Here is an 18,972-nt window from a genome sequence, read left to right on the forward strand (position 1 = left end):
GGGGCGAGTTCTTGATCATGGTGGTCGCCGGCGCACCAGCGGCCTGGTCAGCCGGTCGGAATCGGTGTTGGCCTGCCAGGCGAAGAGGTCCTTCGGCACCCAGCGCCCACACTCCCTCCCGAGGGCTCAGGTCGCGAGGGGCTGTTGGATGCTGTCGCCCCGGTTGTTGATCGCGATGTGGGTGCCGATGCGCCGGAAATCGTTCATCACGCCGAACATGCTCTTGTCCGACGGCAGGAGGGCCGGGAGCGCGGCATCCTGTGCCAGCTGGGCTCGGAGCATCTCCTTGTAGGCGTTGTAGACCCTCGCCGTGTAGCCGGGCTCGGTCGCCGCGTTCATCCGGTGGTCGTTGGTGACCGCGATCGAGGCGAGGTCCATGAGGTAGCAGTCGAACAGGTCCGTGACGTCCTTGTCCTTCGCGTTGTCGTCCCCGTTCGCCGCGTCCCGCGCCAGTACCTGGCCCATCTCCATGACGATCTCGCGGTAGATCCGGTGCCTCGTGCTGCTGGGGAAGGCGGCCATGATGTGGTCCGCCTGCCCGGCGCCCTCCGTGCTCATGGTGCGCGGCGTCTTCAGATCGGACAGTCCGGGCACCGCCAGCGGCACTCCCCGGAACATCAGCTCCTCGTCGGGGATGCCCGTGTTCTGGGACGCGAGCGGATGCAGACCGATCTCATGCGAGAGCATGCCCATCACGTAGCCGATGTCGTACTTCTCGAAGTAGTAGCTGGCGAGCTCGATGTCGACGCCGTCCGCGCCCCGGTCCCGCACATTGGCCGGCGTCTCCGTGGTGCGCACCAGCAGGGTGATACGGCACGGACGATCGTCGATGTAGCTCCGGATGGTCGCGTGCTTGCGCAGCAACTCGATGATGCGGACGGCCTTGTCGCGGTATCTGTCGTCAGTCAGCTTCAGGTTGGTGAACTCGAAGTTCCCCGACTTGAAGGGGACGAGGGTCGGCTCGGTGGCCGTGGGCGTCGTGTTGGGGTCCGCCGGCATGTGGGGCGGGACTTCTGTGATCGTCGGGTCGGTGTGGTCGGTCGGTTGGGGCAGGGAGACGGGGTCCACCCACACGGACGCGCGCGACACCGGCGTGGTGGCCGCGCGGGCGTCGTCCCAGGACTGCTCCGGGTGCGGCTCAGCCGGTGGGGTCACGTCCCCGATGAGCGCGCCGAGCAGTTCCAGGTGCCGGCCGCGTAGACCGGAGGCAGCGAGGGAGGAGTCCTCGGGGCGGGTGTTGAGGTCGCCCAGGAGGCTGCCCGGGATGTGCGGGCGATGCGGGGAGTCGGTGTCACGGTACTCGTCACGCAGGCCCAGCTGATGGGTCAATTCGTGGACCAGCTGCACCGGGTCGGCGTCCGCCCACCAGGTGTTCTGATCCATCGCCCGGTCCCGGCCCGCCAGGTCCACCGTCAAGTGCGGGGCGTCCCCAGGGTCGACGTACTCGACGGTCACGTGTAGACGGTCACCGTTGGACAGGCCGTATGCCGGGGCGTTGAGGAACTCACGTACTCCGGCGTCCAGTTGATCACGTACGTGTGCGACCTGCCCGTCCGTACCGCGCATCGCGACGCGGACGGTGACGTCGGTGACCTGCTCGCCCTGGTACGAGAACCGCCGGGCGTCGAAGCCCGAACGCACCACGAAACGGGGGCGGTTGTCGCGCAGCGCATTGTGCCGCGACGGGGCCGACGGTGGCGACGGGCTCGCCGGCGCGCTGTCCGGGCCGATCTGCGGCAGGCGCGGCCGGGCCTCGGCCGTGCTGGTGCTCTGTTCCGGCGCTGCGGTCTGGATGCTGTCGCCCTTGTTGGTGAAAGTGAAGCTGGCACCGAGGCCCAGGAAGTTGCCCGTGACCTTCCACCAGACCTTGTCCGGCGGCAACAGCGGGCGGACGGGGCTGTCCTCCGCAAGCTGGGCGGCGAACATCTCCTTGTAGGCGTTGTAGACCTTGGCCGTGTTACGGGGCTCCCAGGCCGCGTCCTTGCGTTTGTCGTTGGTGATGGCGATGGTGGCCAGGTCCATCAGGTAGCAGTCGATCAGGTCCGTGACGTCCTTGGCCTTGGCTCCCTCTTCACCGTCCTGCGCGTCATCCACGAGGACCTGGGCCATCTTCGCGACGATGTCCCGGTAGATCCCGTGGCGGGTGCTGCTGGGGAAGGCCGCCATGATGTGGTCCGCCTGACCCGCGCCCTTGGTACTCATCGTGCGCGGGTTCTTGAGGTCCGCCAGGCCCGGCACGGTGAGCGGGACGTCCTCGAACATCGACTCCTCGTCAGGGATGCTCGTATCCCGCGAGGCATGGGGATGCAGGCCGATCTCGTGGGCCAGCATGCCCATGATGTAGCCGATGTCGTACTTCTCGAAGTAGTAGCTCGCCAGGTTGATGTCGACACCGTCGTCGCCGCGGTCCGTCACATCCGCCGGGGTCTCCGTGGTGCGCAGGTGGAGGGTGATGCGGCACGGGCGGTTGCCGATGTAGTCCTTGATCGTCTCGTGCTTCCGCAGCAGCTCGATGATCCGGATCGCCTTGTCGCGGTACTTCTCATTCGTGTGCTTCAGGTTCGTGAACTCGAAGTTCCCCGACTTGAACGGCGTGACCATCGCATTCGGGTCCGCCGGCATGTACGCCGGGACCTCGGCCGAACCATCGGCGGGACGGGGCAGCGAGACCGGATCCACCCACACCGACTCACGGCGGGTGGGGGTGCTCGCGGTACGTGCGTCCTCCCAGGTCTGATCGTCCGTGGTCTCGTCGGGCGCCGGAGATATGTCGCCGATCAGCGCACCCAGCAGAGCCATGTGCCGGCCACGCAGACTGGAGGCAGCGAGAGAGGCGTCCTCGGGGCTTGCGTTCAGGTCGCCGAGGAGGCTGCCGGGGATGTGCGGGCGATGCGGGGCATCGGCGTCACGGTACTCGTCACGCAGGCCCAGCTGATGGGTCAGTTCGTGGACCAGGTGCACCGGGTCGGCGTCCGCCCACCAGGTGTTCTGGTCCATGGCCCGGTCCCGGCCCGCCAGGTCCACCGTCAAGTGCGGGTTCTCGGACGGATCGACGTACTCCACCGTCACGTGTAGCCGGTCGCCGTTCGGCAGGCGATATGCCGGTTCGTTGAGGAACTGCCGTATGCCCGTGTCGAGTTGGTCGCGGACATGTGCGGCCTGTCCCTCCGACCCACGCATCGCGACGCGGACGGTGAGGTCGGTTGTCTGCTCGCCCCGGTACGAGCACCGCCGCGCGTCGAAGGCCGACCGCACCACGAAACGCGGGCGGCTGTCGCGCCGGGACGGGGAGGGAGGCGAGGCTTGCTGCGCGGGCGTCTCGGAGGGCTGCGGGAGCCGTGGCTGGGCCTCGTCCGTCGCGATGGGCTGCTGAATGCTGTCGCCACGGTTGTTGGTCGCAAGGCTGGTGGCGAGCTGGGCGAAGTCCCGTACGACGCCGAACAGTCCCTTGTCGGTGGGCAGCAGAGGGCGGGCGGGGCTGTCTTCGGCCATGTGCTCGGCGAGCAGGGCCTTGTAGGCGTTGTAGACCTTGGCGGTGTTCCCGGGTTCCTTCGCCGCGTTCATCCGGTAGTCGCTGGTGATGGCGATCGAGGCGACGTCCATCAGGTAGCAGTCGATCAGGTCCGTGACGTCCTTGGCCTTGGCTCCCTCCACGCCGTCCCGCGCGGCGTCGGCCAGCATGTCGGCCATCTTCAGGACGATGTCGCGGTAGATCCGGTGCCGGGTGCTGCTGGGGAAGGCCGCCATGATGTGGTCGGCCTGGCCCGCACTGTCGGTGTTCATGGTGCGCGGCGTCTTGAGGTCGGCCAGCCCCGGCACCGGCAGGGGGATGCCCCGGAACATCGCCTCCTCGTCGGGGATGTCCCTGTTGCGGGAGGCGAGGGGGTGGAGGCCGATCTCGTGGGCCAGCATGCCCATGATGTGGCCAATGCCGTACTTCTCGAAGTAGTAGCTGGCCAGGTTGATCTGGACGCCCTCGTCGCCCAGGTCGCGTACATCGGCCGGCGTCTCCGTCGTCCGCAGGTGGAGGGTGATGCGGCAGGGGCGGTTGCCGATGTAGTCCCGGATCGTCGGGTGCTCCCTGAGCAGTTCGATGATCCGGACGGCCTTGTCCCGGTACTTCTCCTCGGTGTGCTTCAGGTTCGTGAACTCGAAGCCGCCCGACTTGAACGGTGTGAGAGTCGCAGCCTGCGGCATGTGGGCCGGGACTTCGGTGGTTGCCGTGCCGTCGGCCGGTCGGGGCAGCGAGACCGGGTCGACCCAGACGGACTCACGGAGGGTGGGGGTGCTCGCCGTACGGGCCTCCTCCCAGGTCTGCTCGGCGTTCTGCTGGGGCTGCGGAGTCGCGTTCCCGATGAGCGCGCCGAGCAGGGCGAGGTGACGGCCACGCAGGCGGGAAGCGGCGAGAGAGGCGTCCTCGGGGCTTGCGTTCAGGTCGCCCAGGAGGCTGCCGGGGATGTGCGGGCGATGCGGGGCATCGGCGTCACGGTACTCGTCACGCAGGCCCAGCTGATGGGTCAGTTCGTGGACCAGGTGCACCGGGTCGGCGTCCGCCCACCACGTGTTCTGATCCATCGCCCGGTCCCGGCCCGCCAGGTCAACCGTCAAGTGCGGGTTCTCGGACGGATCGACGTACTCCACCGTCACGTGCAGCCGGTCGCCGTTCGGCAGCCGGTACGCCGGGTCGTTGAGGAAGTCACGTACGCCTGCGTCGAGTTGGTCGCGGACGTGGGCGGTCCGGCCCTCCGGGCCCCGGATCGCCAGCCGTACCGTGAGGTCGGTGACCCGCTCCCCCTGGTACGAGAACCGCCGGGCGTCGAAGCCCGAACGCACCACGAAACGGGGGCGGCTGTCCCGGGGGCCTCGTGGGGTGGGGATGGTCGCCCCGGGGGGCTCGGCGGAAGGGTTCCGGGGCAGCCGCGGGCCCACCGCGTGCGGGCTCGGCGCCGCGTTGTCCGGCGCGGCATCCGTGTCCATCGCGGCATCCGAGTCCGTTGCCTCGCCGCCGGATTCGTACTCGGAGGAGGACACGTCGGGGTTCTGTGGGTGGTTCCCGGTACTGGTCCGGTCGCCGTTGAGTACGCCATTGTCGTCGAGAGTCCCGCCGATGGCGCCCGCGTTGTCCCGGATGTGGTCCCACAGCTCCGTCCGCTGCTGCATCCACTGCGGCATGCGCCAGCCGGGGAAGAACGTGCCGTGGGTCCCGGACGCCCGCACCCGGTGGCCGAGAGGACGCCCGATGTGCTCGTTGACCGCCTGGTAGGCGAGGTCGCAGGAGGCGCAAGCCATCTTGAACCCACCCAGGTCGAGCGTCCGCGGGTTGTTCGGGTCGCCGGGGTTGTTCCGCCAGTGCTCGACCCAGTGCCCGAGCAGGGTCAGCTCGCCGTGCTCGGAGCCGTACGACCCGAAGGCCGGGGTCGCGTCCCGGCCGCTGACGTTGAGGACGGTGGGGTTGGCCAACGCCCGCTTGACGAGGTCGAGTTCGGGTGACCCGGGGTGGTAGAGCCGGTACCAGCCGGTGGCCAGGGCCCGGAGCTTCGTACGGTCCCGCATCTCCCTCGCCATCGCAGGCCGCCTGCGGGCCAGCCACCGTTCGTCGCGCCGCCACTGCTGCTGGTCCGCCGTCAGACTCCGGCGGTCCTGCCGGAGAGCCTCCTCCTCGTTCGGGAGGTTGTCCCATTGCTGCTGCAGCTCGTCGTTCCAGGCGCCCGACTCGTACTGTTCGTCCAGCCGCGTCCCGAGCTCCGCCAACTCCTGGCCCCGCTGGTCGAGTTCCTGCTGTCGCCGGTCCAGCCGCGCCCTGCTCTGCCGGTGCTGTTCCTCGTCCCGGTTCCACTGCTCCAGCTTCCGCTGCCGCGGTGTGCCTGCCGTCTCCTGGCCGGTGACGAACCAGCGCAGTTCCTGCTCCACCAAGGCGGCCTCGTCGCTGGTCAGCGCCTTCGCGCCGGTGTTGCCCGCGATGCCGAGGGAGCCGTCCGGCAGCAGGGCGACGGCGATGTGCGGGGTGACCTGGGCGTCCGCCTCCCGGTTCTCCTTGCGGAGGGCTTCCTTCACCAGGCGGGCCACCCGGTCCAGCATCCGCAGTGTCACCTCGCGGTCCCGCGCCGAGGCGCCGGTGGGGCGAGTCTGGGTGAACGGGCCGCCGGTACCGAGCCCGAGGGCCTCGCGCAGGTCGTCGTAGTCCTCGCTCTGGAGCCGGCCGTCCTGCTCGGCCTGGTCCAGGGCCTCGGGTACACCGATGCCCGTGAGTTCGGTGAAGGCGCTGTCGAACGCCACATCCGGGAAGCCGCCGAGCGCTGTGTTGCGCTGTCGCACCAGGTCCAGCAGGGCGTCGGCCCGAGGTTCGGGCTCGGCGAGGAGGTCGGCGAACCGGGTCGCGAACTCGCTCTCCGGGCCGGTGAGTACGGCCGCTTCCTCGGGCGCGGAGTCGTCGTCGGAGTCGAGGTCCATCTCGACGTCCGAGGCCGAGTCCGAGTCCGCGCCGGTCTGCCCCGTGTCGCCCGCGTCCCCCATGTGAATGGTGGGGTTGTTTCCGGACAGCGTGCTCAGGTCGAGGGCCTCCTCCTCTGCCGGGAAGCCTGGGAGGCCCGGGAGGCTCGGGATGCCTGGGAGGCCGGGGAGATCGCTGCCCGTGGGGGACGGGGACAGCGGGATGCTCGCCGGGTCGTGCCTGTCCTGCCGCGGCTCAGGTGCCGGGGTGCGCAGGATCAGGGGGACGAAGTCGCCGCCGCGGCGGCGGAGTCTCAGGTGGGGGCCCGCTTCGCCGGACGGTCCGGCGTAGGTGTGGGCGGTGCCGTTCTCCTCGATGAGGGTGACGGTGGCGCCGGTCGCGGCGGCGGCCCACTCGGCCACGGCGCGGTCGGCCTCAGGACCCCAGGGAGCGTCGGCGAGGTGGCGGCGCAGGTGGCCGTCGCGGGCGTCCTGGCTCAGTGCGGGTGCCCCGGGCAGTCGGCGGAGCGGCGGGGGCGTGAAGAGCGAGTCGCGCTCGGCCGGTGCGCCGGGGAGACCGTTCAGGCGCATCAGCCGGTTGGGCGGCGCTCCGGCGCGGCTGCGCAGTCGGGCCGCCTCGTGGCTGTCCAGGCCCGGCTGGTCGGCCGCGTGGTGCAGGGCCGTGGAGAGCGCGGCGAAGAAGCCGTTGCCCCGGCCGGTGGGGGTGCCCTGGGTGTGGGTGGCGCCGTCGGGTGCGGTGAGGATGCCGTCGCGGTCGAGGCGGTAGCGCGGGCCGCTGCTGTCGGCGGGCGGCATCCACGGCGGGGTGGCGTGGCTGCGGTGCGCGGGCGGCTTCGCGGACTGCTGCTGCGAGGTGGGTCCGGTCGTCGTCCCGGCGGTCGTGGTGGAGCCGGTCGGGGCCGGCAGCGGGGTGGCGACGGGGGGCTGGGTGCCGGGTGGGAGGGCGGCGTGGAAGAAGCCGTCGGCGGCGAAGAGGACCGGATCGGTGGCCGGGTCGACGGCGGCCGGATCGGTGCCGTGCGGGAGGAAGAGCTGGTCGCGGCCCTCACCGGTCACCACTGTCAGCGGGGTGCCCAGGACTCGGGCGGCGAGGGCGGGCAGCAGGTCGGCGCCGCCGTGGTCGCCGGCGCGGCGCTCGGGCGGGGCCGGTTCGCCGTCGGGTTGCCCGGCGCCGTCCTGACGGGGTTCGCTCGTGAACGGGCGGAGCATTGCCGCGGTGGCCAGCGCCGCCCGCTGGGCGGGGGTCGGCCAGAGGGTCTGCGGGAGCCGTCCGAGCGCGTCGAACTCGGCCTGCTGGGCGGGCGTCAACTGCACGCCCGCGAAATTGAGTTCGCCCTGGGTGAAGGTGTCCGCGGCGTCCATGGCTAGGGCGTCGAGCAGGTCCGCGTTGCCGTCCTCGCCCAAGGCCCAGGCGAGTCGGTTGCGGGCGGCTCGGACGGCCCGCTCGGTGACCGCCGGATCGCCGGGAGCGGCGGCGAACCGGCCCGCGAGGTCGGTGCCGAGGAGATGGGGCAGCCGGCCGCGGTCATGGGCGGCGGCGAGCAGTGCGTGGAAGAAGGAGGCGCCGTCGTGCGGCATGTCGTGCAGCTCGCGCACGGTGGTGCCGTCCGGCGAGGTGAGGGTGCGCGGGCTGGAGTCGGTGCCGTCGGTGATCGTGTACGGCTCGGGCGCCTCGGAGCGCCAGTCCGGCGCGGTGTACTCCTGCTGCCGGTCCGGTACCGGGACCGAGGCCGAACCCTGGTGGTGGGCGGTGAGGCGGGAGGCCGCGAGGTGCAGCCGGTGGTGGTCCGCGGCGGCGGCGTCGGTGCGCTGTTCCCAGCGGCGTACCTCCTCGCGGGCGGCCTGCCAGGCGGCGACGGCCGGGGACTGGGCCATGGCCTGCGGCAGGACGGTGGGCCGGTCGGGGTCGTCGTCGCCGAGCACGGCCTGTTCCTCCGCGCTCAGGTCGAGCCACGTCTCGCGGGCCCGCGCGCGGGCGTCGTAGTAGCTCTTCTCGGCCGCGGCGAGGTCGCCCGCCGCGCCGGCCAGGTCGTCCCAGGCGCTGCTGACCTCGTCGGGGAACGTGGTGTCGTCCAGGAGGCCGTAGTCGCGGGCGATGTCCTCGCGCAGCCAGACCAGGGCGGTGGTCTCCGCCTCGGCGGCCCGAGGTCCGCGCTTGGCCTTGCCGAGGGCGTGCAGTGGGCGGCTGTCGGTGACGCGGTGGTCCACCTCGGCCACCGACAGCCAGCTCACCGGCAGCGCGAAGAGCATGGTGCGGTCGGTGACGACCTTGAGGTGGGTGCCGAGGGTGGTGTCCGCGGTGCCTTTGAGGACGGTGCCGTCGTTCGCGCCGCCGATCGGGATCGCGGCGCCCGGGTTGGTGACGCCCGCGTTGCTGTTGCCGGCCAGCGGCGATGTGCCGACCACGCCCTCCACGTTGTCGGTGATGCCGGCTTCCAGCGCGTCGGAGGTCTTCGCGCGCTGCATGGCCTCCATGCGCGGCTTGTTCTCCACGGTGAGCAGCCGGGCGCCGCGGCGGTGCATCTTCGCGTAGAGGCGGGAGTCGGCGGTGTGGGACTGGCCGAAGAGGCGGGCTGAGGCCTGGGTGGGCAGCGACGAGCCGTTCGCGCCGAGCGCCTCGCGGAAGCCGGCGGTCAGGCCGACCTGTGTGGTGGCTTCCTGCTGTGCCTGGGCGGGGGCGGTGCCGAGGCCGGTGAGGGGGGTGAGGCGGGCCATGCGGACGCGTTCGCTGAGGGTCCTGCCGGTGTGCCGTTTGCCGAGGTCGCTGTCGCCAAGGCCGTCGGCGCGGGCGGTGGCCAGGGTGAGGGCGTCCTGCACGTTGGCCGCGCCGCGGATGTCCACGGCGAGGATGCCGGAGCCGATCCGGTCGTCGAAGGGCAGGACATCCGAGTCGTCGGCGTCGCCGCTGCGCCAGGCCGCGATGCCGTCCGGGCGGGCCTGATCGGCCGTCAGCATCCGTACCGCGCGCTCAGGGTCCGGCACGTTCTGCTCGGTGAGTGCGCCGTCGGCGCCGTCGCCGTCCGGGGTGAGCAGGCTTGCGGGGAGGATCTCGTTGAGGCTGCCGACCGGGGCGACGGCGCGAGGGGAGAGCGGTTCGCCGGTCGCGTCCGTCATGGTGACCGTCAGGGTGTAGCTGGTGACGATCTCGGCGTGCGCCTGGGTGGTGGCGATGTTCGGCATCGAGGTGCTGCCGGCCGTCTCGGTGCGAGCGCTCGACCGCTGTTTGGCCGCGGTGCCCTGGAGCGAGGGGTTGGCGAGGAGGACGCCGCTGTCCACCGCGCGCTGGCCGACGCCGAGCGTCACGTCGGCGCCGCGGTCCTGGGAGGAGCTGTCGGCGTCGTCGCGGGCGGTGGTGCGGTAGTCCTCCAACTCGAAGCCGGTGCGCAGCCGCTCCACGGTGGTGGTGACCGGTGTCAGCTTGAACCGGACCTGTCCGGGGCTGCCGCCGACCGGCAGCCGGAGCGGGCTGGACCAGGCTCGGTGGCGGACGGGGAGGGTCATCCCGTCGGTCGTCAGCTCGTGCAGGTTGGCGCGCAGGAAGTCCGGGGAGAGCCGCTGGAGGACCTGCTCGCGGTCGTGCGAGGGCACTCCGATCTTCTCCAGCCGCCCCATCAGCTGCTGCGCCGCGTGGCTCGCGTCGAGTTGGCCGCTGGGGTGGGTGGGGAAGCGGCGGCCGCGCAGGAAGCCGGGCAGCCGGTAGCCGCCGGCGAGATTGTGCGGGGTGCTGGTGCCCAGGCCGTCGGGGGCGAGTCCGGCCTCGATGGCGTCCTGCATCGGCAGGTGGAACATCACCGCGTCGCGGATGCGCTGGAGCGCGGCGGCGGCCCGGCGTGGGGCCAGGCCGCGCCCGACGCGCTCGGAGAGCCGGCCGGCGGCGGAGCTGATCCGGTCCCCGGCGCGGGTGCCGAACGCGCCCATCGCGGCCGTCCACCGGTCCCGTACGGCGACGGTCTCGGCGGCGTCGGCGACCACCAGGTACATGCGCCCGGCGAAGGTGAGGGTGGTGTTGCGTCCCCGGGTGAGGGTCTGCGAGACGCTGCGGCCCTTGCCCCAGGCGTACTGGAGGGCGGTCGAGTAGGAGCCGACCACCGCCGGTTGGCCCGGGGCCTGCTGAAGCGGCATGTCGGCGCCCTGCACGCCGAGGGTGGTGCGCGAGGTGGTGCCGGCGCTGCCGGCGACGCGGTGCTCGTTGCCGATGGTGGCCTCGAGGCTGGCGGGCTTCGGGTCGCTCTTGACGCGCAGGTTGTGCAGTTCGCCGCGGACCGCGGCCTTCACGTGGTGGGTCTGGAACGGTCCGGCGCCGTTCAGCCCGGTGATGCGGGAGCCGAACGGGCCCAGGTACTGGCCGAGTTGGCCGGCCACGTTGAGGTTCGCCATCGCCCGGCGCAGCGCGGTGCGCACCGGGGCGCCGGGCGCGCTGACGTGCCAGGAGGTGCCCGAGGCGCGGTCTGCGGTGTCCTGCATGAGCTGCTGGCGCTGCGGGCCGCCCTCGGCGCTGAGCACCACGTGCGGGGCGCTGAGCAGTCTCCGGGTGAGCTGTCGTTCGGCCGATTCCGTCCTCGGCAGCGGGCGGGTGCCGTCCAGGAGTTGGTCGGCCTCGAGGGCGGAGAGCCGCTGGGGTGCGGGGGTGGGCGCAGGTGCCGTGACCGGTCCGCCGGGCGGCGGGTCGGCGGGGGCGTGCCGTTCGGAGCCGTGCGCCACGGGTACGGCCAGCTCCACCCGGCCCACGGTCTCGCTGCCCCGGTTGAACAGCGGGCGCTCCTCGACCTTGCTGACGAACACGCCGGCGCCGAGCAGGCCGACCGAGGCGAGCCGGGCCCAGCCGCGCGGGCGGCGGTGGCCCTCGAACGAGGCGCCCAGTTCCACCTGGTAGCTGTAGAGGTCGGCGCCGTTCTGGAACGTCAGGTGGTCGTGGGTGACCGCGACGGTGTTCCGGGTGGCCTTCTGGTCGGTCTTGGCGTAGCGGACGCCGACGGCCACGTTGCCGGTCTGGCGCGGCACCCCCGCCTCGGGCGCCTTGTCGTGGTCACGCGGCGAGATGCCCAGCTCCACACCGCCGGAGAGAGTGGTGGACGCCTGCTGCCCCTGGCCCGAGATCTCGGTGCCGATCACAGCGTTGCGCAGCGACCGTTCGCTCATGGTGGTCTCGAACCGCCGGTCGCTGAGCCGGGCCCGCAGGATCAGGGTGTGGTGGCCGCGGCGCACCTTGCCGTCCTCGGTGAGCGTGACCGGCACACCGGTGGTGGTCAGGTCGTCCAGACTCTGCGCGAGGGTGGGCCGGTTGAGCGCCTCGCGGACCTGCCGGTCGTTGTGCAGCGCGGTCCGCATCCGCCCGTCGCCGTACCAGAACTTCGCCAGCCGCGGGTGCCGCAGCATCAGCGGCGGGACGAACAGCGACGGGTACGAGCGGTGCAGGGTGTCCAGGACGGTGTCCGCGAAGGCCCGCATGGGGTCTTGGGGGGCGGGTTGCGCGTTCTGGTTCTGCTGTTGGGTCTGTTGCTGGTCCGGCTGCTGGTTCTGCTGCTGGTTCGGTACGGCGATCTGCGGGCGGTCGGGGCGGAAGCCCTCGGCGCGGACCTGGCCGCTCAGGTGAACCGGGTCCTCCCGGGTGAGGTACCACGGCACCGGAGGCACGGCGTCGGGGTTCGGGCCCGTCTGCCCGGGCGTACGGCTGTCCCAGCCCGCGAGTCGGCGCGCGTCCTGGGTGGAGATCCAGTCCAGGCTGACCACCCGGACCGGGCGGGCCGCGGACGCCGGCTCGCCGGCCTTGCGCACCATCAGGGTGCGCTCCACCCGGTACAGCGCGACCGGGTGGTTGCGGACGCGGCCGGTGGTCTTGCGGGCGGCGTCCGTGCCCAGGTAGTGGCCGCGCCCGGTGCTGAGGTCCGCGCGGACCAGCGGGCCGCCCTGGAGACGCACGTCGGTCTCCGGGCCGACGAGGGTGTAGTTGGGGCCGGCGGTGACCTGGACGCCGAAGCGGGTGTCACGGGCGTGGCCGCGCTCGTTCTGGTACGTGGTCTGGGTGAGGTCGCGCAGCTCCGCCTTGACCGACTCGGTGACCAGGGTCGCCCGGTGCGGGATCGACCGCTCGACGATCAGGTGCCCGAGTGGGTGCTGCCCGCTCCCCCGGGTCAGCTCGGGTCCGCTGACCGGCCCGGAGAACCGCCCGAACAGCGCGAGCAGCCGCCCCGGTCGGACGTACGAGACCAGCGTGCGGTGCGCCGAACTGCCGGGTCTCGCCCCGGAGATGGCGAGCGCCAGGTCCTCCGGCGGGTCCGTCAGATGCAGGCCGGTGGTGTCGGTGATCCGCGGCTCGACCCCGTCCGGGAAGGTGAGCGTCTCCGGCGCCCGCCGGGGCCCCGCGAAAGGCACGGTGAAGTCGTCCGGCAGCCGCCAGCTGAGCCCGTCCCGCACGGCGAACTGAGCGGTGTGCACCGTGCTGCGCCGCCAACTGGGGCTCGTGGATGGTGAACCGTCCGGACCGGGCGTGTTCGGTGCCGCCTCGGTGACCCGGTCCACGCGCACCCGGTAGTGGACGTCGTCCAGGTGCAGGTGCGAGCCCTCGTGGGCGCGGTGCTCGGTCTGGTGGTAGGCCTGGGTGCCCTGCGTGTAGTCCGTCCTGCGGGTCCAGCCCAGTGAGACGCCGATCTTCAGCAGCCAGTTGAGCGGCGGGCCCATGCTCAGTGCGGCGGCGATCCGGCGCCCGTAGCCGACGCTGCGCCCGCCGCCCGTACCGGCCTGGCCGCGCCGCATGGTGTCCAGCCGTACGGTGCCGCCGTTCACGTCGGAGAAGCGTTCCCAGCGGTGGTACGGGATGGCCTCGACGGTCATCTCGTGGCCGACGCCGGACTTCTCCCGGCCCACGAAGCGTGCGCCGCGCGGGGCGGTGAAGGCGCCGGGCTGCTCGGTCAGCAGGCGCAGCAGCTCCGCCTCGTCGAACTGGTCGCGCAGCTTCTTCGGCAGCTGCCCGAGGATCTCCCGGGCCGCCTGCTCGGGCGAGCGCAGGGTGAGGACACCGGGGCCGGTGAAGAGCCCGGTCTGGACACTCCGCGGCGCCCCGTCCGTGCGGCCGTCCGGGCTTCCGGCGTGCGGATCGGCCTCCGGGCTGATCAGTACGGCGGGCAGCCGGCTGCCGTCCTCGAAGGTGACGGTGCGCGGGGCCGGGCCCGGCGGCCGGGCGTCCGGGCCGGTCAACAGCCGGGCCGGACGGTGCCGTTCGAGCTGCGTCTCCAGCGGCACCGGGTCGCCCCGGTCGGGGGTCTCGGGGTCGGGACGGTCGAGGTCGGTGATCCCGCCCATGCTGCGCAGCCACTCGCCGAACGGGTCGGAGCCGTCCGGCTCCTCGGTGGCCGGCTCGGGGGTGCCGGCGCTGTCCGGTACGGGGGTGAGCGGGGCGGTGGCCGGGACCAGGGCGTCGTAGTGGTTGCTGCCGTTGTAGGCCAGGTGCAGGGTGCCGCCCCGCCCGCCCGGGTGGAGGGTCGTGACGAGGGGGTTCCCCGGTGACTGCGGGTCGCTCCGGACGAGCCGCAGGTCGAGGTCGAGGGTGTGCGCCAGCGCCTGCGGGAGCAGGTCGGCGAAGGGCGAGGACCACAGCTCCGTGCGTTCGGCCGCCGAAGCGATGAGTCCCTCGGTGCCGAGTCGTCGCGCGTCGGCGGGAGTCGGAGCCACCTCGGCCAGGCGCGGGTAGCCGCTGTCGCGGAGGATGCGCCGCCACCGGCGGGCGTCGCCGTCGGTGACGACCGACTGCGCGATCCGGTTCCAGCGCTCGGTGATCCGGCGCCGCGCGTCCGGGTCCCGCACCCCGGCGACGGCGGTCATCCGCAGGTCGTCCACCACGGCGAGCACCGGGTCCGGCATCGCCTCGGCCGCAGCGGTGGCCAGTTCGGACCCGGTGAACCGGTCGCGCAGCATGCCGCGCAGCCCGGCGACATTGCGTGCCGCCCACGCGGGCGGCACGTCCTGGCTGCGCGCGCTGTCGAGCAGCGCCCGGAAGAGACAGTTCCCGTCACCCGGCGTGTCCAGCCGCCTGAACTGCGTGCCGTCCGCGTGCACGATGTCCGCCGGGCCGGTCGTGGTGGCGCCCTTGCTGTACAGGGTCAGGTCTTCGGCGAGGCTCTCCGGGCGGCTCGGCGTGGGCGCCAGGTCGGTTCTGCGGCGGGCGAGTTCGGCGGTGTCCTCGGGGCTGAGGGCCAGCTCGGACAGCGGCAGCGGGGTGTCGGAGAGCGACCAGGTGATCTGCGCGGAGGGCGCGTAGGCGAGACCGCGCACGTCCTCCGGCGAGACCAGGGTGGTCGGCGGGAGCGCGGGCGGCGGAGGAGGCAGCAGCGCGTCGAGGGTGGTGTCGGGTCCGGCGGTGGAGCGCAACTCGGCCGCGGCGCGCAGGAATTGGGTGTACTGCTCGACGGTGGGGCCGGCCGCCGGATCGACGGTGGCACCTCCCGTGGCGCCGACCCGATCGGTGACCATACGGCGCAGCAGATCCGGGGTCATGCGGCCGTCTCCGTAGCGGGCTGCGGTGTCCGGGCTCAGCCAGCGCAGGCCATCCGCATAGGTGAGACCGGCGAGCAACTCCCTGTTCTCCGGCCGCTGTTCGGCGTCCGTGCCGAGGGCGTCGCGCAACGTACGGATCTGCTGGAGAGTGCGGGCCCGGGCGAAGGCGTCGGCCGGTTCCGGACCCGTGTGCAGGCCGGCGTCGCGCGCGAGCCCGTCCAGGTCGGCGCCGCTGGGTTCCGGGGTGAACAGCCGCCACCGGCCGGGCCCGTCCGGCCCCTCGGTGAGTACCGGGCGGACGTCGCCGTCCCGGTCCCGGGCCGTGCCCACTTCGGTGGTCGGCGCATACACCGGCCGCCCGGTGCGGTTCGCCACGTGCTGGGCCACCGGCAGGCCCGCCACCTCCGGCTGCCGTCCGGTCTCGCAGGAGAACAGCACCAGCGGCCGGTCCCGATCGCCGTCCTGCGCCCAGGACTTGAGCACCTCGCCGAGCTGCACACCGCTGACCTTCACGGTGGGGCGCGCCGCGTCGTCGGTGCCGAGGGTGACGGTACGGGGGGTGCCGTGCCCCGCGAAGTAGTCGGCGCCCTGCTCGGTCCCCGAGCCGGGAAGGGCGGTCGGCGGGCCGGTGAACACCGTACGGGGCGGGGGCTGGACGGAGTGGGGCCCCGGGGTGACGGGACCGGAGGTGGTGCGCACACGACGGAACGTGTCCTGGCCGAGCAGGGCCTGGCGCGCCGCACCGTGCGACGTTCCGTCCTCGGCGGGGCTCTGCGAGATGGTCAACGTCTGCACGGCTCGCCCCGGTTGGGGCTTCACTGCCGTGTCCGGCACCCAGCGTCGGAGCTGTTCGACGGGCACCGTGTGGCCGTCCAGGGTGGTGACGAACGGCTCGCGGACCGGCGGGGTGGGGCCGTCGCCGGCCTGGGCGGTGTCGCCGTCATCGGTGCGCCGCACGACGATCCGCCCTGGCGGCGGGGGTGTGCCCGGGCCGGTGGCTGGCCCGCCAGTTCCGTTGCCATGACCCGACTCGAGGTGCAGGTCGGTGGCCGGCTCGGTCCAGGGGCGGGACAGGGTGGCGAGCTTGGCCGCGGGAGGCTCGGTGGTGGTGGTGACGGCCGTGATGACCTTGGAATCGGAGTCGACTCCATGGTCGTGCACGGGGGTTGTGGTCTCCGTGAGCACCTTCGGGGGCGGGGCCGAGGTGGTGATCACCGGGTCGGCGTCGGTCGTCGTGGTGCTCAGCGTGGCGGGGCGGGACGGGGATTCGGTGCCGAGGGCATCGGCGAGAGGCAGCAGTACGTCCGCCCCCGGGAAGACGGTCTCCGTGGTGCCGTCCGGCGTCATGGTGGGCGGAGCGCCGGTGAGCGGGCGGACGCGGACCGGGGCGCCCGGCCCCTCGCGGGTCAGCTCGACGGCGGCGCGGACGGGGCGCCCCGCCCCGTCGGGCGTGACCGCCGGCCCGAGCACCACGGCCCGGTCCGTCGCGGCCCCGTCCAGCAACGCGGCGGCCTCCGGCGATCCCTCCGCCGGCGGCGGCGCCTCAGAGACCACGATGGTCAGCGGCGGTGCCGTTGTGACGCCGTTGATGTCGCGTGCGTCGCCGGTCTCCCCGGCGGTGTCGGCGTACGAGCCGGTGGTGCTCACCTTCGGCGGAGCGGTGGTGAGGTCCGGGGCGGTGGTGGAGATGCCCTGGCTCTCGGTGGAGTCCGAACGCGCTGCGGTGTCGGGCGAGTCGACGGTCCTCGGAGTGTGGGTGGACTCCGGAGTGGCGGCGGCCTCGGGGGAAGAGGTGGTCTCGGGCGGTGACGTGGTCTCCGGAGAGCTGGTGGTCTCAGGCGAGGTCGTTGTCTCCGAAGATGGCGAGCTCTCCGGCGAGAACGTCGGCTCCGGGGAAGCCCCGGTCTCCGGCGAGAACGTCGTCTCCGGCGACTGCGAAGTCTGCGCAGCGTCGTCCGTCGTAGTCTGCGCGCCGTCCACCTGGGCCGTGCCGTCCGGGGTGCGAGTGGCCGAGGGCGGCGGGGCGGAGGGAGCCGGGCTGCCTCCGGTGGCGGGTACGCCGCCCGGCCTGGCGCCGGTGCCCGTTCCTGGCGTGGCGGAGGTGGTGGAGCCGTTGGAGGCGACGGGCACACCCTCGGCCTGGTCCGGCGCGGGAGCCGTACGGTCGTCCTGCTCGGGTGTCACCTCCGGAGAGTTCTGGACGTTGCTCTCCGGGGCCCCCGTGGTGGTGAGCGGGTCGTCCACCGTGACCGGCGTGCCGAAGCCGTCGAGGGCACGGCGGACCTGGTCGGCGTCGACCTGGGCGGCGGGGCCGTTCCCGGCGGGCACCACCCGGACCTCGGGCAGCTGCGACAGGTTGCTGTGCACGCTGTCGCGGACGCCGATCTCCGTGCTGCCGGGCGGCTCGGCGCCACGCAGGGCGGCGATGTCGCGCAGCGCCTGCTCGCGGACCTCGGCGGGCCCGTTGTGTACCTGTTGCCACAGCGCGTTCTCGGCGGCGGTCACGGGCAGCGTGCCCGGGGAGTACGGGGGTGGGTCCAGGGTCGTGTACGGCGGCAGGTCTTCCGCTGAGTAGGGCGGAGGCGACTGGCTGCCGGTGAAGTCGCCCTGCCCGGTGTTCTGTTGGGTGGCGGGCTGCGGTGAGGTGGACGAGGAGCCGACGCCGCCCGGAGTGTTCAGGGTCGAGGGGCCGTCGGTGCGGTCGGGGCCGTCACCGTTCTGGGAGCGGGAGGAGCCGGAGGAGTCCCGCGTGTCGGAGTCGCCGCTGTCCGCGGTGTCACCGGAGACGGTCGGCGGCTGGTTGCGCATCTTGTCGATGACGTGGCGCAGTTCTGCGCCGCTGTTCTGGGCGGTGTCGGTGAGCGTGGCCTCGACCTGGCTGCTGACGCCCGCGCCGACGAAGGTGGACCAACTGGTGGACCAGTCCCCCTCGAAGGCGCCCTTGATCAGGATCTCCGCGACCGACTCACCGGCGCCGGCGGCGAGGAAGTCGGCCGTGCCCTTGATTCCGTAGTGCCCGGCGAGCGCGCCCGGCCGGTCGGCGTTGTTGCGCAGGAGCTGGTTGTTGCGCCACAGGTCGGGGTTGTTCCGGAAGGAGAGCGGGTCGTTGCGGAACGTCACCGGCGGGTTGTTGGTGAGGTTGGGGCCGTTCCCGTTCGGGTTGGGGCTCGGGTCGGGACCGTTGTTCGGGTTGGGGCCGGGGTCGGAGTTCGGCTTGGGGTTGGGACTGTTGTTCTTGAAGTCGATGTCGGAGGTGTTGCGCAGGTTGGGGTTGGGCGTCGGCTTGAAGTCGAGGTCCGGCCCGTTCTTGAGGAAGTTGTTGTCGTAGCTCTTGACGATGTTCTTCGCGAAGCTGTCGAAGACGCTGGTGAAGAAGCCCGCGGCGGCGCCGAACGCGGCGGACTTGAGGATGTCGTTCCAGTCGAAGCCGTCGGGGCGGCGGCCGTCCGGGGCGAAGTTCATCATCGCCAGCCGCACCGCGAAGGTCGTGAACGCCTCGGCGAACGCCTCGGTCAGCGAGGGAGCTATGTGCAGCCGCTGGAGCAGGTGGGTGAGCGTGGTGAGGATCAGGAAGCGGCTGCGCAGCTTGGCCATCATGATCTGGCTGGCCGAGGCGCCGCCGGTGAAGAAGGACATCGCCAGATAGATGGCGATCTCGATGAGCAGCCGGATGACCTCGGCGATGACCTGCCACTTGGACTCCATGATGTCCATGGAGGTCTTGCGCCGGCCCTCGGCGATCTTGTCGAGCTGCTCGGCGAAGTCGCGCAGGTAGTTCTTGCCGCCGTCGTCGATGAGCATGCCCATCGCCTTGGCGTACGACTTGGCCAGGTCGTCCGGCATGACCTCGGCGATGTCGTGGACCGACTTGTCGATCAGTGCGGACATCCGGTCCAGCTTGCGGCCCAGTCCCGAGTAGGGCTGTCGGCTGTCGTAGGCGAGGTCCTCGTCGGCGTCGATGAGCTTCTCCCCGGTGAGGATGAAGATCATCGCGTTGACCTCGGGCGATGCCTGGATGCTCATCGGGGGCCG

At 72.3% G+C, this 18,972-nt stretch carries 1 protein-coding gene; it reads right to left on the reverse strand.

The features are described from left to right. Positions 1-126 precede the first annotated feature (126 nt). Positions 127-18,963: a WXG100-like domain-containing protein gene (locus ACZ7M7_RS18065; protein ID WP_472117741.1), complete on the reverse strand. Its 18,837-nt coding sequence runs from the start codon at positions 18,961-18,963 to the stop codon at positions 127-129. Positions 18,964-18,972 lie beyond the last annotated feature (9 nt).

This window comes from Streptomyces sp. NPDC111606 (assembly GCF_055656945.1).

Coding starts and splice junctions, on each gene's coding strand:
- ACZ7M7_RS18065 (WP_472117741.1), bottom strand. CDS start 18,963: ATGAGCATCCAGGCATCGCCCGAGGTCAACGCGATGATCTTCATCCTC.